Origin of the sequence: Acinetobacter seifertii (assembly GCF_016064815.1) — a bacterium.
GTDB classification, from domain to species: Bacteria; Pseudomonadota; Gammaproteobacteria; order Pseudomonadales; family Moraxellaceae; genus Acinetobacter; species Acinetobacter seifertii.
Genome location: NZ_CP065820.1, coordinates 371,910 through 390,871, shown reverse-complemented (window position 1 = coordinate 390,871; position 18,962 = coordinate 371,910). Strand labels below are relative to the sequence as shown.

General features: G+C 38.7%; 20 protein-coding genes and 1 pseudogene. 6 read left to right on the top strand and 15 right to left on the bottom strand.

The features are described from left to right. Position 1: 1 nt before the first annotated feature. The 3 genes from I8T81_RS01860 to truB form a co-directional block, all read right to left on the bottom strand. Complete coding sequence (locus tag I8T81_RS01860; RefSeq protein WP_198072004.1) at positions 2-439, bottom strand: hemerythrin domain-containing protein; 438 nt, start codon at positions 437-439, stop codon at positions 2-4. Positions 440-652: 213 nt separating this feature from the next. Next, complete coding sequence (locus I8T81_RS01855; protein ID WP_004705250.1) at positions 653-1,429, bottom strand: sulfite exporter TauE/SafE family protein; 777 nt, start codon at positions 1,427-1,429, stop codon at positions 653-655. Between the two features lie 19 nt (positions 1,430-1,448). Beyond that, positions 1,449-2,354, bottom strand: a complete 906-nt coding sequence (gene truB / locus I8T81_RS01850; RefSeq protein WP_198072003.1) for a tRNA pseudouridine(55) synthase TruB — start codon at positions 2,352-2,354, stop codon at positions 1,449-1,451. Between the two features lie 153 nt (positions 2,355-2,507). Between truB and I8T81_RS01845 the strand changes: the two genes are divergently transcribed. Further along, entirely contained in the window at positions 2,508-3,542 is a 1,035-nt protein-coding gene (locus tag I8T81_RS01845) for a lipase secretion chaperone (protein ID WP_198072002.1), read from the top strand. A 119-nt stretch (positions 3,543-3,661) separates the two neighbouring features. After that, complete coding sequence (locus I8T81_RS01840; RefSeq protein ID WP_079393460.1) at positions 3,662-4,603, top strand: lipase family alpha/beta hydrolase; 942 nt, start codon at positions 3,662-3,664, stop codon at positions 4,601-4,603. Between the two features lie 53 nt (positions 4,604-4,656). On the opposite strand, the gene rplS is transcribed toward I8T81_RS01840, so the two are convergent. From rplS to ispH, 12 genes are all read right to left on the bottom strand, one after another. Further along, positions 4,657-5,025: a 50S ribosomal protein L19 gene (gene rplS, locus I8T81_RS01835; RefSeq protein WP_002116654.1), complete on the bottom strand. Its 369-nt coding sequence runs from the start codon at positions 5,023-5,025 to the stop codon at positions 4,657-4,659. Between the two features lie 219 nt (positions 5,026-5,244). After that, a complete protein-coding gene (gene trmD, locus I8T81_RS01830; RefSeq protein WP_198072001.1) occupies positions 5,245-6,000 on the bottom strand; it encodes a tRNA (guanosine(37)-N1)-methyltransferase TrmD in 756 nt (251 codons plus the stop codon). 45 nt (positions 6,001-6,045) lie between these two features. After that, complete coding sequence (gene rimM / locus I8T81_RS01825) at positions 6,046-6,594, bottom strand: ribosome maturation factor RimM (protein WP_100191762.1); 549 nt, start codon at positions 6,592-6,594, stop codon at positions 6,046-6,048. A 19-nt stretch (positions 6,595-6,613) separates the two neighbouring features. Next, the gene (gene rpsP / locus I8T81_RS01820) at positions 6,614-6,865 is read right to left on the bottom strand and encodes a 30S ribosomal protein S16 (protein WP_000260334.1); all 252 of its coding nucleotides are present in this window, start codon (positions 6,863-6,865) and stop codon (positions 6,614-6,616) included. 147 nt (positions 6,866-7,012) lie between these two features. Further along, on the bottom strand, positions 7,013-7,438 hold the full coding sequence (locus I8T81_RS01815; RefSeq protein WP_267459863.1) for a type IV pilin protein: 426 nt from the start codon (positions 7,436-7,438) through the stop codon (positions 7,013-7,015). Between the two features lie 32 nt (positions 7,439-7,470). Further along, positions 7,471-7,947, bottom strand: a complete 477-nt coding sequence (locus I8T81_RS01810) for a type IV pilin protein (RefSeq protein WP_198072000.1) — start codon at positions 7,945-7,947, stop codon at positions 7,471-7,473. A 13-nt stretch (positions 7,948-7,960) separates the two neighbouring features. After that, positions 7,961-11,641, bottom strand: coding sequence for a pilus assembly protein (locus I8T81_RS01805; protein ID WP_198071999.1), 3,681 nt, complete (start codon positions 11,639-11,641; stop codon positions 7,961-7,963). Positions 11,642-11,656: 15 nt separating this feature from the next. Next, on the bottom strand, positions 11,657-12,439 hold the full coding sequence (locus tag I8T81_RS01800; RefSeq protein ID WP_049066361.1) for a pilus assembly PilX family protein: 783 nt from the start codon (positions 12,437-12,439) through the stop codon (positions 11,657-11,659). After that, a complete protein-coding gene (locus I8T81_RS01795; protein WP_198071998.1) occupies positions 12,436-13,473 on the bottom strand; it encodes a PilW family protein in 1,038 nt (345 codons plus the stop codon). Before I8T81_RS01795 ends, I8T81_RS01800 begins: the two co-directional genes overlap by 4 nt. Position 13,474: 1 nt before the next feature. Beyond that, positions 13,475-13,975: a type IV pilus modification protein PilV gene (pilV, locus tag I8T81_RS01790; RefSeq protein WP_100191757.1), complete on the bottom strand. Its 501-nt coding sequence runs from the start codon at positions 13,973-13,975 to the stop codon at positions 13,475-13,477. Beyond that, complete coding sequence (locus tag I8T81_RS01785; protein ID WP_198071997.1) at positions 13,972-14,421, bottom strand: GspH/FimT family pseudopilin; 450 nt, start codon at positions 14,419-14,421, stop codon at positions 13,972-13,974. The genes pilV and I8T81_RS01785 overlap by 4 nt, the downstream gene beginning before the upstream one ends. A 168-nt stretch (positions 14,422-14,589) precedes the next feature. After that, complete coding sequence (ispH, locus tag I8T81_RS01780; protein WP_198071996.1) at positions 14,590-15,540, bottom strand: 4-hydroxy-3-methylbut-2-enyl diphosphate reductase; 951 nt, start codon at positions 15,538-15,540, stop codon at positions 14,590-14,592. A 122-nt stretch (positions 15,541-15,662) separates the two neighbouring features. Between ispH and gmk the strand changes: the two genes are divergently transcribed. The 4 genes and pseudogenes from gmk (at position 15,663) to I8T81_RS01760 (ending at position 18,957) form a co-directional block, all read left to right on the top strand. Continuing rightward, positions 15,663-16,292, top strand: a complete 630-nt coding sequence (gene gmk / locus I8T81_RS01775; protein WP_198071995.1) for a guanylate kinase — start codon at positions 15,663-15,665, stop codon at positions 16,290-16,292. Positions 16,293-16,364: 72 nt separating this feature from the next. Next, positions 16,365-16,643 (top strand): DNA-directed RNA polymerase subunit omega, encoded by a 279-nt coding sequence (gene rpoZ, locus I8T81_RS01770; protein WP_000135049.1) that lies wholly within the window; start codon positions 16,365-16,367, stop codon positions 16,641-16,643. Positions 16,644-16,681: 38 nt separating this feature from the next. After that, positions 16,682-16,812, top strand: a pseudogene (locus I8T81_RS01765) (hypothetical protein). Between the two features lie 39 nt (positions 16,813-16,851). Beyond that, positions 16,852-18,957, top strand: a complete 2,106-nt coding sequence (locus I8T81_RS01760) for a RelA/SpoT family protein (protein WP_198071994.1) — start codon at positions 16,852-16,854, stop codon at positions 18,955-18,957. Positions 18,958-18,962 lie beyond the last annotated feature (5 nt).

Here is an 18,962-nt window from a genome sequence, read left to right as displayed (position 1 = left end):
ACTATTTTTTATACTTCTTATATTCCTTTAAATATTGATTACCAAGTTTTTCTTTTTCACTATCTTTAAGAATTTTTCCAGCTTGCTGAAAAAATTTATGTTCTTCTTCTTTTAAATGATGATGAACTTTTTCACTCAACTGTTTCGCAGTTGCCAACCAGCTAGGACTACTCATATCGGTTTTTTCAAGTTGCTCAACCAACTCATCCATTTCATGATGTTCAGATAAAGCATGTCGGGTAATATCTAAACCGACATCATCAAACATTAAAGGAATATATAAGTAACGGTCTTCGGCAACCGAATGGGCATAAAGTTCATTTTTTAATGCATCAAATAATTCTTTTCGTTCTTCGGTTAAACCATGTGTTTGGACTAATTTTTCAGAAAGGTTGCGTTGATTTTCATGGCTTTCTCTTAATGCTTCGAAAATATTCATTCTCTTCCTCATTTTTAGCTAAAAAATCTTTTTTTATTTCAATGCTTATCATACGTTGAAATTTATATGGTTTCCGTAGCTTAAAATGAGACTATTTTTTACACAGTTTTCTTTCTAGTAAATTTCTGTAATGATTTTTATATTTCTAATTTCAAATGATACATAAAAGTATGAACTGCTGTTTTAAAATCAGTTCATACTTTTCATACTATTTTAGCCAGTCACAAACATCTGATAACCCAAACGGCAAATTAAGATACTGACCAAAACTAAAAAGATAATACGCACAAAACCGCTACCGTATTTGAGTGCAGTCCGCACTCCAACAATAGAACCTAATACGTTGGCTGCCGCCATCATTAAACCAATATGCAAAATAGCGTGACCCGTAGGAATAAAAAAACTCAACGCTGCAAGATTGGTCATGAAATTACCAATTTTCGACAATGCCGAGGCATGCAAAAAATCGACTTGTAAAAAACGGATAAAGAAAAAGATAAAGAAACTACCGGTACCTGGTCCAAAAATACCGTCATAAAAACCGATTGCCAAACTACCAATACCCGCTAGAACAAGCATTTTCGTAGTAATTTTTTGCTCGGTATGAACTTGCCCAAAATTCTTTTTAAGTAAAGTATAAATAGCAATTACGATCAGCATTACAAACACAAATGGACGTAAAACCGATTGGGGAATAAGTGATAAACATGCTGCTCCAGCAAATGAGCTAATGAGAGCACAAACCGCAATCACGGCAAGAAGCTTCCATTGCAGTTTCACTCGTTTTGCAAATGTATAAGCCGCCGATGCAGTACCAAAAATCGATGAAACTTTATTAGTACCAATCACCGTTGCAGTCTGCATGGTCGGGAAAGTGCTCATAATACCGGGAATCTGGATGAGTCCGCCGCCACCCACAGCAGCATCAATCGCTCCCGCAGTAAACGCAAAAAAGATCAAACTAAGGATAACATCCCATTCCATGCCCATGCTTTATACTCTACATCTACTACAAATTTAAGATACGCTTAGGTACCAACCGCTTTTTATCAGTAATTTCGGCTAACCCTAAACAGCACTCACCCGAAAAAACCAAAACTTCTGCTTCCGCAGAATGATCAATATTGCTTTCTAAACCGTTGCAAAAATATTTTTCACGTCCCTCAGGAACTTGAATTTTCAAGAAATGGTCAACTGGTGCATAAACTGGTAATAACAATGCGTCTCTTTGCTCTTCGTTTAAGCTTTCCAAATATTCAATGGTATAACTTGGGATCAACTCAAAATGTCCTGTTTGAGTCCGATTCAGCATTGTTAAATGCCCACCACAGCCAAGCGCTTCACCAATATCCTCACCCAATACACGGATGTATGTACCTTTAGAACAGGTTACATCCAGAGTGATACTATTTTCGGTAAACTCGACTAACTCTAGCGCATAAATCGTAACTGGACGCGCTTCACGTTCAATCTCAATACCTTTTCGCGCAAGTTCATATAAAGGTCTACCTTCTTTTTTCAAGGCAGAATACATTGGAGGAACTTGCTGAATATCGCCTCTAAATTTTTCTAGAGTTTGCTCAATAAGCTCTTCTGTAAGAACAGGAACAGGACGCTCTTGTAAAATATCGCCCTCAACATCACCGGTTGTTGTTGTTTGCCCCAAACGAACAGTGGTTTGGTATCGCTTTGTAGAGTCCAGTAAATAATGTGAAAATTTAGTTGCCTCCCCTAAACAAACGGGAAGTAAACCTGTTGCTAATGGATCTAACGCACCAGTATGCCCTGCTTTTTGGGCACGGTATAGCCAACGTACTTTTTGCAAAGCAGAGTTTGAACTTAGGCCTAATGGTTTGTTTAAAAGAAATACACCACTGATATGGCGACGAGAAATTTTTTGATTTTTTGTCGTCATTTTTACTGGGACACAAAGCTAGAGAAAAGTGCCGACATGTTAGCAAATTCGGCAAGATATTTTCAGAATATTTAGGTGCGTTTTCACTTATTTTATGGCACATTATTAATCGAGTAAAAAAACAACAAATTAAAACTTAAGGAAGATATCTTTATGCAAAGGATGCAGAAAAAGATATTGTGGTGTGTGCTTGGATTTTTTATTTTGAGCCTCATTGCATGTGTATATTGGCTTAGCCCAGACTCAAAAAGCGCCTCACCTCAGCGTAATCAAGAGGAGGCAAAAAGCTTAGCAGGCACTTCTCAAATCACTTTAAATTCATCGCTAAATCAAAATATTTATTCAAGCAAAAGTCAGCAAGATACCCAAGTGAATTGCCAGCTAAAAGTTGATAGCAACCAACATTTAGTTGTGAATAGTCAGACACGCGACTGCTTTGAATATTTTATTACGCAGTATGGCGAAGGGAATTTACAACAAGTTAAAACTCATTTTGAGAAATTTATACAAGATCAGTATTTAGAACCAACTCGCTCACAAATCATTGATTTATGGAATCGTTATTTAAAATACCGTGAAGAACTTGCACACATTCAAACACCCCAATCTAAGCAACAAGATCAAAGTTATTTTCAAAAAATTTTTAATTCAATTCAAGATATCAGAAAGCGTTTCTTTTCAGCCTCCGAAATTGAAGGCCTCTTTTCAACAGAAGATATGTATCAGAACTACACATTAGATCGTATGAGAATTCTGGAAGACTCATCTTTAAGTGAAATTGAAAAGGCTCAAAAGCTCAAAGAACGCTTTGAACAACTACCAGTAGATTGGCAACAAAACCTGCAAGAGCTATCAAAACTTGATGATTTACATACGCTGACCAAACAAATTAAAGCCCGTAATGGCTCAGCAGAGGAACTGCGACAAATGCGTACAGCACTTGTTGGAGCCGAGTCAACACAAAGATTAGAAACTTTAGATACACAGCGTAATGCTTGGCAACAGCGAGTTACAGGCTACCTAAATCAACGTGATGAAGTGCTGAATAGTAGTATGAGTGATAGCGCAAAAAATCAAGCGATTCAACAACTACGCCAACAACAATTTAGCTCATCACAGGAACAACTTCGTCTTCAAACTTTTGAAAAAGTCCATGACAAAGGAGGTGAATTACCATTTAGCTACTAGGCTTTTCTATTCCAAAGTTAGCCAACTCTTAATCCAGCAGCAAAATAAAGCTGCTGCTCATACAAAATAAAAATAGTGAGTAAAAAATGAAAAGGAACTTAATATTTTTCTGTGCAGCAATGCTCTCAGGACTGAGCATTTCAGCAGCCCATGCTACAAATGCAGAGCAAGTAAAAGGCTCATTTGTCTACTCAAATTATGCCCAAACTAAATATCCATTGGTTTTTAACCATGGTATGGCTGGTTTTAGCAGAGTTGGGACAGATACACTTGGTCTGGACTATTGGTATCAGATTCTTCCTGACCTTGCTCGTAATGGAGGAAATGTATGGGCAACAAGGGTTTCACCGTTTAACTCAACCGAAGTTCGCGGAGAACAACTTGCCCAACAAGTAGAAGAAATTATTGCTATTACAGGAAAACCCAAAGTCAACTTGATTGGACATAGTCATGGGGGACCAACAATTCGCTATGTCGCTGGCATCATGCCAGAAAAAGTTGCCTCACTTACTACGATTGGAGCACCTAACAAAGGATCTCCAATGGCAGATGTCATATTGAACGTTGAGGGTACTCCTCTGTCAAAACTGGCAACACTAGTAAACTGGTTTTCAGCAGCAATTACTTGGGCAGAGGGCCTCGATCCAACAAGTTACCCGCATGACTCTTTAGCAGGTGCTCACAGCTTATCTACTCAAGGTTCTGCACAGTTTAATGCTCAATTCCCTATGGGTATGCCTACAACTTCTTGCGGCGAGGGTGCTTATCAAGAGAAAGGTATTTATATGTATTCGTTCTCAGGTAATAAAGCGCTGACCAATCCATTAGATCCTTTTGATATTGCATTAACTGGTAGCAGTTTAGTTGTCGATCCATTAGGAGATAATGACGGTTTAGTTTCTAGATGTAGTGCAAAATTTGGTAAAACTATTCGTGATGACTACAACTGGAACCATTTAGATGAAGTAAACCAAGTGCTTGGTATACGCTCTATTTTTGCGGCCGATCCTGTCTCGGTTTACCGTCAACATGCCAACCGTTTAAAACTACAAGGACTATAATTTTTAAACAAAAAAAATGCGCCTCTGGGCGCATTTTTTTACTCGGTATAAGCTTACGCTTTACGAGCTGGTAATTTTTCACGAATACGTGCAGCTTTACCAGACAAGTCACGGAGGTAGTAAAGTTTAGCACGACGAACGTCACCACGACGTTTCACTTCGATTTTAGCAACAACTGGTGAGTGAGTTTGGAATACACGCTCAACACCAACACCGCTAGAAATTTTACGTACTGTGAACGCAGAGTTCAAGCCACGGTTTTTCTTAGCGATTACAACACCTTCAAATGCTTGAAGACGTTCACGATCACCCTCTTTTACTTTTACTTGGACAATAACAGTGTCACCTGGTGCAAAAGCAGGGATATCAGATTTTAACTGTGCATTTTCAACAGCTTGAACTAAAGGATGTTTACCACTCATTGTGGGAATCTCCAATATGTGCGGAGTCAGAAGAGGTCTGAGATTCCGCTGGGGATAGAGGCTAAAGCGCATATCAACCCGTTTATCTTTCCCTTTACGACAATATGTCTATAAAGAGCCTTTAAATATACATAAAACTATTCATGAAATAGACTTATGCTTTAACTCGAAGCAATGCTTCTCGTCCTGTTTTAGAACTTTCGTTCCTGAGAACAGCAATTAAAAATTACCACCATTCTCTTTTATATCTTTTAGCCATTTTTTTTGTTGCTTAGTCAACTCAAATTTTTCAGCCAACTCTGGTCGGCGCTCTAAAGTTCGTTGATATCGCTGCAAAAATCGCCATTTTTCAATATTAGCATGGTGCCCTGACTTTAAAATTTCAGGAACATCCAAACCTTCAAAATGGTCTGGCTTAGTGTATTGAGGACAATCTAAAAGACCATCTACAAAAGAATCCTGTATCGCTGATTGCTCATCTGACATTACATTCGGCAAACGGCGAATAATACTATCAAGCAACACCATGGCAGGTAGTTCACCGCCAGATAAAACATAATCTCCAATTGACCATTCCTGATCAACATAATGCTGGATCAAACGCTCATCTACACCTTCATAACGTCCACACAATACAATCAAGCCGTCATAATCGACAAACTGCTGTACTGCCTGTTCATTTAAAGTTTTGCCTTGCGGAGACATATACACCACAGGTACATGAACACACCCTGCTTGCGAAGCAAGTTGTTTGGCATGGTTAATTGCTTTTGCTAAAGGCTCAGCCATCATCACCATACCGGGACCACCACCAAATGGACGTTCATCCACTCTTCGGTAACTCCCTTCAGCAAAATCACGTGGATTAATACAAGCTACTTGTACAATGTCACGCTTTGCTGCGCGTCCGCTAATCCCGTACGCTGTAATCGCTTCAAACATTTCAGGAAAAAGCGTAATGACTGCAAAAAACACCGCAGACTCCTCTATTTTCCTGCTGCGTTAATCCTCTAAAAAGGATTAATAATCTACGCCCCAATTGACGTAAATGCGACCAGCTTCAAGATCAACGCGTTGTACCACATCTTTATGCCAAGGAATCATGCGTTCTTCTGAATCAATGCTGTCTGGTGTAGCACGTACAACCATCACATCATTAGCTCCAGTTTCAAATAACTCATGAATTTGCCCTAAGTTAACTTCCTGTTCTTCATCATCAAGCCCTAACACTGTTAGGCCTTTTAAATCTGACCAGTAATACTCATCTACATCTGCTTTTGGCAGTTGAGACTTAGCAATCCAGATATTAGCGCCAACCAAGTTTTCTGCTCCAGTGCGATCACTCACACCTTTCAAAGCAACTACTAAGCCTTTGCCATGTGGTTTCCAACGTTTTACATCTATTGTTTGCCAACCGGCCTTGGTCTCAATGTACCAAGGCAGGTAGTCAAACATGTTGCTCATAGGTTCTGTATTGGAATACACCCAGAGCCACCCATTCAATCCATAAGCTGAACGTAACTGTCCAATCTGAATACGATCTTCGGGAACATTCTGTATTGGTGTCATGGGCTACCTACTACAATAATTATGCAGTAGCTTTTTTAGCTTGAGCAGCTAAAGAAGCAACACGTTCTGAAGGTTGAGCACCTTGAGAAACCCAGTGAGCAAAACGGTCTGCATCTAAACGAAGTTTTTCTGCTTGACCTTGTGCAGTCGGGTTAAAGAAACCGATACGCTCGATGAAACGACCATCACGTGCATTGCGGCTATCAGTCACAACGATTTGATAGAATGGACGTTTTTTTGCGCCGCCACGTGCTAAACGAATAACAACCATGATAAAAGCCTTATAATTCTTACGGATTATCCCTGCGCCGACCATCGGCAACACTTCAAACCCCTTTCATAGAGGGCGACATTCTACGTGATTTTCGCCCTGAAAGAAAGATTAAATTTTGAGTTATCCGCAGTTTTGAATTTAAATTTATTTGCCATCCCAATTCGATGTTGCAGAAGGAACGCAAGCCGTACCACTGTTAATATCAGTTCCCTTTGTCCAGCAACGCTCACCCCGATAATTTAAAACAATATGTCCATCACCAGTCTGAGAAGTATTTACAATCGGCGTCGCAGTTAATACCCATGTTTCTGCATTTAAAGCCCCTGCCGTCACCGGAGTCAAATTGACTGTATAAAGAGGTGTGCCTTGAATAGGATAAGATGTAGCAATATTTAAATCAGAACTCGTTGCACCCGTTACTCTAAAATTTGCAATTTTGTAGCGTTGGATCTGCATAGCAATCTGTTGCAACGTAGTTTGCATATCCGCACGATTAGTACGACGAATATATGCTTGATAAGAAGGATAAGCTATCGCCACTAAAATCGCGATAATAGCTACAACAATCATTAGCTCAATTAAGGTAAAGCCTTTTATTTTATTTACCACGGCTCAGCTCCAGTGCCACAAGTTATATAAGTAACATTGCTAGTGGCTTTATTTTTACAACGTAATCCGTTACTACCAAACAAATAAGTAAAATTATTAGGATCGGAAGCCTCTGCTCGAATCACCCAGTTTTGCCCTAAAGCTGCAGGATCTGTTAAAGGTTTCGTTGTATCGTCACCATCGCGTACCGTTATTTTATATTTTATAGCACTACCAGTTGCTCCGACAGGCAAAGTTACTGGGGCTGTAGCCCCAGTAGAAAAACCTATGTAATTAAAATTTCTAGCTTTTTGACGAGCAAGTTGTACTGCTATTTGTTGCATTTGCTGCTGCGCACGTGAAGCATCGGCTCGTAGAACATAGGCTTGGTATGAAGGTATTGCAACTGCGGCAAATATAGCAACAATCACGACTACAATCATTAGCTCAATAAGAGTAAAGCCTAAAGAATACGTGAAATTACGTTTCATCACTTATTCCTTTCTAACGGACATACCAACGCTGTGGTATTAAACACATCTTACTACTATTCGAGGCAATAATACCGCCAATAGTGGTAACACCACGATTACCCATATTCACACAATAGTTCTTATTATTAGTACTTCCATTACCGCCGCCACCGCCGCCGCCGCCACCATCACCGCCACCATCACCGCCATCATCTACAACAGTAGTATCTTGAATACCTGCACCCTGTGAACAATCAGTACCAGGTGCACACTGAACACTATCATTATTAGCTGCTAGGGTCGATTTACTGCATTGTCCAAAAGGCATACAAAACTGACTTAAAAAGCTTTCTCCTTTTACTCCTGCTCCACAATCTCCAGACATACCCGCTTTTCCACCATCAAAAGTAGAAACAAACATACGATGATTTAATACAATTGGTGTTGCAAATACTTTAGCATCTTGAATATTGGCGGACTTAAATTGATAAAACCATCCACGCGTAGCAGAAAGTAAAGCGACGGCACCATCATCATAAGTATTCCAGTTTGAATTAGTAATTTCCCCCATTTGATTCGTATTTGTGATTGGAGTTTGATATACGAAGTCAGCTTTATATAAATTTCTATCTGCTACATCTTTGTCATAAATATTATATACAGCATCATAATTATAACCTTGGCCAGATGCATATTGAGCTAAAGGTTTACTACGATTACCACTACCAATAGAAACAACAGCGAATGTTGTACCATTATAGTCATATACCGAGAATGCAGGCATTTCATAAAAACGTGGACTAGCCGCACCATTATTTAAATTCAATAACAATTTTGGTGGCTTGGCAAAGCTTGAATTTGTTGCAGCAGTATTATCTAAATCGATACGGAATAGTTGTCCACCTAAATCACCAAAATAAAGATGATCAATCAAACCATCACCATTTCGGTCTTCGGTACGAATTTCACTTACTACACTATATTTTAAATTATCGGATTGAGTATAGGCTTCAGCACCTTGAGCTGTTGTTGCTTTAGCACTAGCCCACCACAGTAGATTTCCATTGTCAGCATCAAACATATATACACCTGCCCCCTTACTAATGCTAGGGTTATAGGTATCACTCTCATAGCCTTCATCATAACCACCGCCAACAAACATCACTCGTTTACGTTCAGTAGTTTTACCATCACTTTTTTTCCAATTTACCCAACCAATACTTGGTTTAGACCAACTTTGCCCCATATTGTCTAATGCGGCATAGGTATTGCTTGAACCGTTATAATAAGTTTTCTGTTCATCAGGAGATATTTGGAATAATAACTTTGGATTGCTCATATCTTGCAAATTAAGCGCATAATAACTGCGCCCACCCATTCGCAAGCCACCATATACAATCTGCTTACCTTCTTGAGAACCATAACCTTTACCGACAGTTAGCCCTTTTCGACTACTATCTAATACATACTGAGTATAACTAGCCCACGGCCCATCAATACCATAATATAATTGATCGACTCCTCCATTCATGGCATCGTTTTTCAGAAATGCTTCGGGTTGTTTTTCGACCATCTCATTTGGAACAAAGGTGAATACTTCTTTTCCGCCATTACTATCTACAGAACTACTATCATTCTTGCCAGCTTTGACTATATGTAAAAGCCCCTGTGTTGTACCAAATAAAACATAGTCTTCACGATTTTGAGTATCAATTACGCCATTTGTATATGTAATTTGACCACTATTGGTAATTAGTAGTGGTGAGGAATGCATTAACGCACCAATTTGTCTTAAAGCAGTAGACGGCGCGGCATTAAGAACTAAATGATCAGGATCCTTTGCTTGAGTCACAGTCATCGGATACCCAAGCAACGCCATCAAATAACCACGTTTTCCATCAGTTTGGTAAGTCGTATCTGTTAAATCAGACTTTTTAATTTGTCTTAGAGTTGTAGTTGTTGAACCGTCTGCCCCTCTATTCGTCAACAAATTACGATTTTCTTGTGTTGTTTGATTCATTGTTAAAAGCAACTGCGACCAAGCTCCTCCCTTTAGGGTGTAGCTATTACTTCCAGGTGTATTAGAGTCGGCATTATCATTTGTAGTATCACTATCGATATATGCCCAAAAATCACGATTTGGAAGTATTTGCCCCTTTGTAGCAGTTGCTGTACTAATTAAAGTAGTATTATCACGGTCTTTTAAAATCCCATTAACCACTGCATATTTTTTGAGATTACCTGCCCAAAGTTGATAGTTTTTATCTGGAGTCGGTTGGAACTGAGGAAAGTAAGCTTGCTTTTGTAATACCGCAGGGTTAAGACTATCTTTAGGAATTGTAGGTGATCCTGTAGTTACAGCCGGAATATCAGACCCTAGATCTCCTAGAAATGCATTTACACTACTTACAACATCTTGAGAGCTTGAACCAGAATACCAACCACCACTTGCATTAACACCCCATTTTGCAGCTTCTTTTTGATTTGCTGATGCATTAGAGTTGTCAATATTTGCTAAGTTATCTGCTACAGACAACGATCTATTAAAAGATGGAATAATATTAAAATCACTTCCAAACCCAACAACAGCAGTCTTAATTTTTAAGCCAACAGGGTTACTACCATTGTTTAGTAAAAATTGTGAAAACTGTTGAATACAATTCCAACCTGTATCGCTATCTGTACAAGCAAATGTTTTACCGCTTAAAGCTTTCTTCATTAATCCTGATGCAGAAGTATTACTATTTGGCTCTCCATCAGTTAAAACATAAATACCTTGGCCACTACACTGCGTAGTTGTCCCTGTCATTTGTTTAGTAATGCTATCGGGACGTACATAGTTTCCTCCACTGGTTGCACCTGTACCAGCATAGTTGAAACCACTATTAGTTACTCCTTGAGTGGTGGTACCCATTAAGGAGGCTGCAGCTTCTGCATAAGCATGAGCTGTTGGGGTACCCCCTCTAGCACCAAGTTTTGCAATTTCTTCTATTAATAATCTTCTTTGAGTTTTGCCATTTACGACTGCATCCAGACGTCGAGCAGGAATACGGACCTGACCTGTTAAATTGTCTGCAGCAGTCGGCTCACCAGCAGTATTAAATTGTGTTGGACGGGAGAAAGTCGTCAGACCAATTAATTTATCATCAGAAACAGGTAGGATGCCTTTACTAGTATTACCGTTAAGCAGATCAATCATGCCATCTTTTACACGAGTAATACGGTCAGGATATTGAGTATTTGGACCAGCCTTATAGTAATAAGTACTATAGTTTGCAGACATTGAGGTCAAACCACTAGTAGAAGGTGCACTCTTTAACTTAGTTGTACAATCACTTTGCGAACTCGAATTACCACAGCTATACCAAGATGACCCATACTTCATATAATAATAAGTGGGAGCAGTTGCAGTGCAATAATAGCGCTTATATTCGGCGACACCATTACTAGACAACACATTACTATAACCAGTTTGCAATACATTACTCGGGATATCACATGCACTAGCATCATTTTGGAGCTGCGGATATCCCATAGAACCCGATATATCTAATACAAACATTAAAGTAATATCACCAGCTTTTGCTTTTTGATAAATATCAATATCACTGGCCTGACTTACACTGCTCGCTACTAACCCAGTACATAAAGCGGCTACTGCACTTGTTAGAAGTTTTGGATGATATGAAAACTTTAAGTCTTTCTTATCCATTATTATTTTCCCCAATTAGTTAAAATCTTGTGCAATAGTGTATTCAGTGACGTTCGTAGTGAATGGGACATTTAAGCTGGTTAAGCACTCTGCCACTGACTTTAAAGGATTGTCTAAGTCGGATTTATTAGTAACATCTGGTGCTGCCGTTCCATCTGGGAGTGTCACTTCACTCATGTGTTGTTGTAGACACTTGTTAATATCAGCACGATTAACGCTACTTAAACCTGGCATCAATGACACAGCAAATACTTTGACTCGTTTCGCCTCTTGGACTTGCCCTTCTTTTTCATCAAGGCCACGAGTTCGAGCATAAAAAGGGTCATCTTCCCCGACAGTGGAGAATTTGACTGCAACCTGAGTCATGACTGCCTTACGACCACTGGTAAACCAGTTATTGGTTGTATCAACTGCATCACAATAACCATCTGTACCTAAAGCATTATTAGTAGGTGCACTATTTCCATCCACCCATTGCATTAAACTTGCACGACCAATATTAAAAAAGTCGCTTTGATCTCCGCGATAACAAAAGACCAATTCTTTATTTTTGTCATTTGCATTGCTGATATAACCAAATAAACCTGTCGCACTTAAGCTTTGAATTAGATTAGTTGGATTCTCTATCTGAAAAAAAGAAGCATCCGAATTTTGTAATATCAATTGTTGAACTTGACTATTTGTTGCTATATTTAGATTAATCAATCCTTTACGAATTGCTATTGTACCAATAATCATAATTGCGACTAAAAAAATGAGTACAACAATTAACGCTGAACCACTCTGCTTCAGTTTCATTCACCACGCTCCCCGATTACATTACGTAAAGCAATGGTTTGTGATATCACTTGCCGCACATATTTTTTTGTAGAATTTGTAGGCTTTTTAACTGTAATCGTTTGATCCAATACTGAAAATTGTTGATCATCTTTAATTGCTACTTCTGCACCGACTGGTTGCAATGAACGAGTTAATAATCCAATTTGTACCGAAACAATACGTGGACGAGGAGCTGTTAAACTCAAATAATCATGTATTGAAATATAACGTCGCCCTGAACTCCCCTGAACATTCAATAAAACTCGGAAATAATCTACGCGTTTCATTATAATTTCACCCGCATCCCCATAACGCGTGATAGCAGTTGGATTACCCGTTAATGGGTAATAACCGGCATCACAAGCTAGTGCTAAGGGTTGATTGGGTTCATCAGTAGTGTTATTAGCATCTTTACGTAGAAAATATCGTTCAACTATAACTTGGCGTCCACTTGCAAGCGGAAAATTCAAGTTGTTTCCTTCGCAATCTGTACCACCTATATATTCATCGTCAGCTTGAGTTGCTGTACCTTTTGTATCAATTGTATATTGCGGTACATATTGAATAACGAGTTGGTCACTGGCAATATCACTTCCATTACTTTGGACGTTTGATGCTCCAGTCCAAGTATTACCACTACCAACACTATCGCCTTGACTACGTGAAAGTAAATTAGTACCGGCTGTTACACCAACAATGGTTTTATAAAGATTACTAAGAGGCTCATTAGCAGCATCTTTAGCTGAGTTAACTGCAGAAGTTAAGACGATACCGCCGTACGCAGTTTGATCATTAATAACTGCTTTAGGATTATTTAAATTCGCAAGGCGAATATCTTGGGTTAAATAGTTAAGCCCAAAATTAGCATTATCCTGTACATCGGAAACACCTATCTGCATTGATAAACTTTTTTGACTAGTCAAAAATAATAATATTGCAGCCGCTGTAATTATGAGACCTAAAGCTAACGAAAGTATGAGCTCGATTAATGTAAAACCCTGATTTTCTTTCATTTTAATAGGCCTCCATAATCACACACGTTGAATTATTGTTATATGAAGTATCTTGAGTACAATCTCCTACACCAGTGCCATTCGTTGCACTAGTATCTCCCCATGCAATATAAATACATTGACGATTGTTAGTTTGGGGACAGGCAATCATATTCATAGTCATACCAAAAGAAGATGCACTTTTTACAACCTGAGCAACATCAAAATCAGCTAGCTCTGTATCAGTACAATTGTTTTGAAAGCAATTTTTAGCGTAGTCTGTTTGTTTACTGGCATCTTGAAGTTGCTGGTTATATACAGTTAAAGAATTACGATTAACTCTCATGCGCTCGGCAAGATCGCGCGCCAATGTAATTGCTTGTACCCGCGATGTACTTTCTGCACTTGCCTCTAACGCTCTATACTGCAGAGCAATAAAGCCTAAAATTCCAATTGCCAAAATCAGCAAAGCAACTAAAATTTCAATCATCCCCATACCACGCTGGTGTCCAAGGCTCTTCATGAACACGTCCCCATTGTGATCGACTGAATTGATCCCATTCTTGAAACATTAATAATTTTTGATTTATTACCAGATGCCGTATTACAAATTTCAAAAGTTGTATCTCCGGTTGCATCTTTTACCAAACCGGACATTAAAAATACTATAGAAGTATTAGATCCTGTTTTTAATTGAGCTTTTCCGCTTGGTACCCAATTAATTTGATTGTCACTATCTGCAACATACGTAGAATTTAATTGCACTTTTACTTGTCTACGCTCGACTATAGCTTTCATACGTGCCTGATTTATACTTGAAACTAGATCTTCTGAACTTCTATTCAAATTTTGATTATTCAACATATCCCCAAACATTGGTTCAGCCATCACAGCAATAATTGCCATAACCACAATTGTCACTATGAGTTCAATTAAGGTGAGCCCTTCTTGCGGAATAATTCCCCTCATCCCCATAACCCCAAATAAACTTAAAATTTTTTATTTCTATATAAATTTTACGTTTTAGTTTTACAAAACGAATACAAACCAGATAAAGGGTATAAAAAAACAGATAACTGTCATATCACAATTATCTGTTTAACTATTTTAAAATCAGTATGTTAAATAAGTCACACTTTAGGCTTGCGTTACATGAATACGTAACTCTTTTGGAAGACTAAAAGTAATATTTTCTTCACGTCCTTCTAACTCTTTAGGAGCTTGAGCACCCCAGTCTTGTAAACGTTGAATGACTTGCTTAATTAAAATTTCTGGAGCCGAGGCGCCAGCTGTTACACCAATTTTACAAGTTTCATTGAACCATGAATGTTCAAGCTGATCGGCGTTATCTACGAGATAGGCAGCTTTCCCCATACGTTCAGCAAGCTCACGTAAACGGTTCGAATTTGATGAATTAGGTGACCCAACTACCAGTACGACATCGCATTTTTCAGCTAAGTCACGTACCGCATCTTGTCTGTTTTGAGTTGCATAACAAATATCATCTTTGCGTGGTCCCTGAATATTTGGGAATTTCGCACGCAATGCATCAATCACTTTCGCTGTATCATCAATAGATAAAGTCGTTTGCGTAACAAATGCAAGTTTGTTTGGATGTCTTACCTGTAAGGCTTCTACATCAGCCTCATCTTCTACCAGATAAATATCCCCACCTTTTAATTTGTCATATTGCCCCATCGTACCTTCAACTTCCGGGTGCCCTTCATGACCAATTAAAATTGCTTCCGTTCCTTCACGAGCATATTTGGTTACCTCAATATGCACTTTAGTAACTAAAGGACAAGTTGCATCAAATACTTTTAAACCTCGACGCTCTGCTTCTTGTTGGACTGCTTTTGAAACACCATGTGCACTGAAAATTACAATTGAGTCATCTGGCACTTGGTCCAGCTCATCAACGAAAACTGCCCCTCTCTGACGCAAGTCATCTACCACAAATTTATTGTGTACAACTTCATGACGTACATAAATAGGAGGATTAAAACATTCCAAAGCCCGATTGACGATTGCTATGGCTCGATCAACACCGGCACAAAAACCACGCGGATTCGCTAACACAATTTCCATAACAGCCTCAAAATTAATAAAACAGGGGAACTTCTCTTAAATATTTGCAGTTAAAACTATTCAGTTTAAACGCACGGTACACTACAATAGCGAAGATATTTTATCATATCAGGAAAAATATCATGTCGGGTCTATTGTTTGTCGTTTCTGCTGCATCAGGAACGGGCAAAACATCTTTGGTGAAAGCCCTACTTGATCGTGTAAGCAATTTACATGTTTCAGTTTCGCATACTACCCGAGGTCAACGACCAGGTGAGTTAGATGGTGTTCACTATCACTTCACAACAAAAGATGACTTTTTAGACCAAGTTAACCAAGATGGATTTATTGAATACGCTGAAGTATTTGGTAACTACTATGGCACTTCGCAAGCAACCGTAAAACAACAGTTAGCTCAAGGACATGATGTCTTACTTGAAATTGATTGGCAAGGTGCAGAGCAAGTACGCAAGCTGTTTCCTGAATCTAAACAAATCTTTATTTTACCGCCTACTCAATTTGACTTACGTCAGCGTTTATCTAATCGCGGTACAGATTCTGTTGACGTGATCGAACATCGTTTAAGCTGTGCTGTTGAGGATATGCAGCATTATACGAACTTTGACTACATCATTATTAATGATGATTTTAATAAAGCCTTACATGAGCTTGAAGCTGTGATTACAGCGAACCGTTTAGTGCTATCTCAGCAAGCAAAAAGACACCAAACATTAATTCAAGACTTGATTACTCCTCAACCAAAACAGGAATAACTTGAGTCTAGAACGAAAGCCTTTTATACTATTTAGTCTGTTCAAATTTACCATTCCAGAACGAGAACTTTTATGGCACGCGTCACCGTTGAAGATTGTTTAGATCATGTAGACAACCGTTTTGAGCTTGTGCTCGTTGCAAGTAAACGTGCTCGTCAATTGGCACGTCAAGGCATGGAGCCAACTGTAGAATGGGATAACGACAAACCGACAGTTGTTGCTTTACGTGAAATCGCTGTAGGTCACGTAACGAAAGAAATTCTTAAACAACGTGAGCAAGATTATCAAACTTCGAGTCTTGATCTTGCCCTTTCTACAAACAGCTTGAATTTAGAAGGTTTTTCTTTCTAATTACTCCTGTTTCTATAAAAAACCATCGTTTCTTTGCGATGGTTTTTTATTTGGCTTCTTCATATTTAAAACATATTGGCAAAAACAATTATTTTCATTGAAAAAAAAATACACTTTTTCAACCGAAAAAATTGACAAGTTCCGCAATATGCTTTTCATTAAGAAGTAGATAGATTTAGTTTTTTAAGCAACAGAAAAAGGGTGGTCTATGCCAGGCGAAGAGGTCAGCCAAGCCAAGCAACAGCTCAAATTAATTATCGAACCTTACTTATCCGTAAGTGAAGTCGAGAAAGTGCTTGCTGCCTGTGATTTTGGAGATCTGGCACACACTGGTATTACACGTAAAAGTGGTGAACCCTATATTCTACATCCTATTGCTGTTAGCTGTATTTTAGCTAATATGCGATTGGACGCTGAAACTTTAATGGCAGCCCTTTTACATGATGTCATTGAAGATACTCAATATACCAAAGAAGATATTACTGAGCGATTTGGCCAAACTGTTGCAGAGCTAGTTGATGGCGTGACCAAGCTAAGCCAATCAAGTGATAAAGAATACAACAAAGCTGCATCTTTCAGAAAAATTCTACAAGCCACACTACAAGATCCACGCGTCATTATTATTAAACTAGCCGATCGCTATCATAATATGACAACCTTAGGTGCTTTGCGTCCCGATAAACGTGCTCGTATCGCGCAAGAAACTTTTGATATTTTTGTACCTATGGCAAGATTAGTCGGCATGAATGAAATGGCTGATAATCTTGAAAATTTATGTTATCAAAATCTTGATTTAGATATGTTTGATAACGTCCAGAATGCATTACTCCAAACCAAACCCGAACGATGTAAATACCAAAGCATTTGGGAACAAAATCTAGCAGAGCTTCTGCACAACTACCATATTCAAGGCCGTATTAAAAAGAAAAATAATAATATTGAACTATTACGCCATTTCGTCAAAAGCGAGATGGATTTACAAGAGCTTACTCATAGTCATGCCTTTGAAATTGTTTTACAGTCAGTTGCCGACTGTGACCGTTTGTTTGCAGCATTAAAAGAAAATTTTCAAGTTATCGAATACCAAGACCATATTCGACGCCCATTACCTGGCGGTAATCAGTCTTTATTGATCAAGCTTAAAGGCGAAAAAACCACACTATCACTCACCATTCAAACTGAACTCATGCGTAAAGCCGCACGTTTCGGCGTCGTACTAGGTGAAAATGCTCCACAAACTTGCCGGTCTGCTATTCAGGCATCAATGCAGAACTTAAATACGCTCATTGACGGTGAATGTGCTAAAACAACTTTTAATGATTTATTAGATTACTTACATCAAGAAAAAATTTGGGTTTACACCCCACATGGGCAACTACACGAATTACCACAAGGCGCAACAGTAGTTGACTTTGCTTATTCAGCAAGCCTTTTCTTAGGCAACCATGCAGTAGGTGCGAAAGTTGACGGAGAAATTAAACCTCTTTCAACCCCCCTAGTCAGTGGACAGGTAATTGAAATCATTACTGATGTTTTAGCAACTCCAAATCCGGACTGGTTAAGCTTCATTAATACTCAAAAAGCCCGCCGTGCGTTACAACATGTACTCAAAGATCAAGATATTGAAGAACAACGTTTAGTGGGTGCACAGGCACTTTCACGAGCATTAAAACTCTTTAACCGTTCAATCAATGATCTTTCAGAAGCAGATTGGCTAGATCTTTTACAATGGCGTCATATTGATAATAAAGATGCATTATTTGAGCAAATCGCAGTTGGAGACTTACTTCCTCAACTCGTAGCCAATCATTTGTTTGCAAACGACAAACATCCACAAATAGAAAATTCAGACCGATTAATTCAGGGTACTGAAGGCATCGATGTTAAATATGCTCACTGCTGCAATCCAGTTTTGGGCGATCTCATTCAAGGTCACTTAACACGCCGTGGATTAATTGTGCATCGTATTCGTTGTCATAATTTACTGCATGAACAGCATTTACATCCAGAAAATATCATGCCGCTTCAATGGAAAGCAGATGATGTAGATGATGTACGCTTTACTGCCTACCTTGCGATTTATATGGCTATGAATGATGAACAGGTATCAGATCTTATCTATCAATGCCGTAAAAATAATGCAGGGGTAGAAATGGTACATTCCAATGAGCAACGAACTTTCTTCAATATTGTGGTGAACAATCGTAAGCATATTGCAAAAGTTATTCGTGATTTACGGATGCACTACGGATTTCCACGTATTGAACGCTTAGATGCCCCAGCTCCACAGGCGGAAATTTCCAAAGTTAGCTAAAATTT

Bases quoted from the DNA above. Each gene is read 5' to 3' on its own strand.
- I8T81_RS01860 (WP_198072004.1), bottom strand. From the start codon at position 439: ATGAATATTTTCGAAGCATTAAGAGAAAGCCATGAAAATCAACGCAAC.
- I8T81_RS01855 (WP_004705250.1), bottom strand. From the start codon at position 1,429: ATGGGCATGGAATGGGATGTTATCCTTAGTTTGATCTTTTTTGCGTTT.
- truB (WP_198072003.1), bottom strand. From the start codon at position 2,354: ATGACGACAAAAAATCAAAAAATTTCTCGTCGCCATATCAGTGGTGTA.
- I8T81_RS01845 (WP_198072002.1), top strand. From the start codon at position 2,508: ATGCAAAGGATGCAGAAAAAGATATTGTGGTGTGTGCTTGGATTTTTT.
- I8T81_RS01840 (WP_079393460.1), top strand. From the start codon at position 3,662: ATGCTCTCAGGACTGAGCATTTCAGCAGCCCATGCTACAAATGCAGAG.
- rplS (WP_002116654.1), bottom strand. From the start codon at position 5,025: ATGAGTGGTAAACATCCTTTAGTTCAAGCTGTTGAAAATGCACAGTTA.
- rimM (WP_100191762.1), bottom strand. From the start codon at position 6,594: ATGACACCAATACAGAATGTTCCCGAAGATCGTATTCAGATTGGACAG.
- rpsP (WP_000260334.1), bottom strand. From the start codon at position 6,865: ATGGTTGTTATTCGTTTAGCACGTGGCGGCGCAAAAAAACGTCCATTC.
- I8T81_RS01815 (WP_267459863.1), bottom strand. From the start codon at position 7,438: ATGATTGTTGTAGCTATTATCGCGATTTTAGTGGCGATAGCTTATCCT.
- I8T81_RS01810 (WP_198072000.1), bottom strand. From the start codon at position 7,947: ATGAAACGTAATTTCACGTATTCTTTAGGCTTTACTCTTATTGAGCTA.
- I8T81_RS01805 (WP_198071999.1), bottom strand. From the start codon at position 11,641: ATGGATAAGAAAGACTTAAAGTTTTCATATCATCCAAAACTTCTAACA.
- I8T81_RS01800 (WP_049066361.1), bottom strand. From the start codon at position 12,439: ATGAAACTGAAGCAGAGTGGTTCAGCGTTAATTGTTGTACTCATTTTT.
- I8T81_RS01795 (WP_198071998.1), bottom strand. From the start codon at position 13,473: ATGAAAGAAAATCAGGGTTTTACATTAATCGAGCTCATACTTTCGTTA.
- pilV (WP_100191757.1), bottom strand. From the start codon at position 13,975: ATGAAGAGCCTTGGACACCAGCGTGGTATGGGGATGATTGAAATTTTA.
- I8T81_RS01785 (WP_198071997.1), bottom strand. From the start codon at position 14,421: ATGAGGGGAATTATTCCGCAAGAAGGGCTCACCTTAATTGAACTCATA.
- ispH (WP_198071996.1), bottom strand. From the start codon at position 15,540: ATGGAAATTGTGTTAGCGAATCCGCGTGGTTTTTGTGCCGGTGTTGAT.
- gmk (WP_198071995.1), top strand. From the start codon at position 15,663: ATGTCGGGTCTATTGTTTGTCGTTTCTGCTGCATCAGGAACGGGCAAA.
- rpoZ (WP_000135049.1), top strand. From the start codon at position 16,365: ATGGCACGCGTCACCGTTGAAGATTGTTTAGATCATGTAGACAACCGT.
- I8T81_RS01760 (WP_198071994.1), top strand. From the start codon at position 16,852: ATGCCAGGCGAAGAGGTCAGCCAAGCCAAGCAACAGCTCAAATTAATT.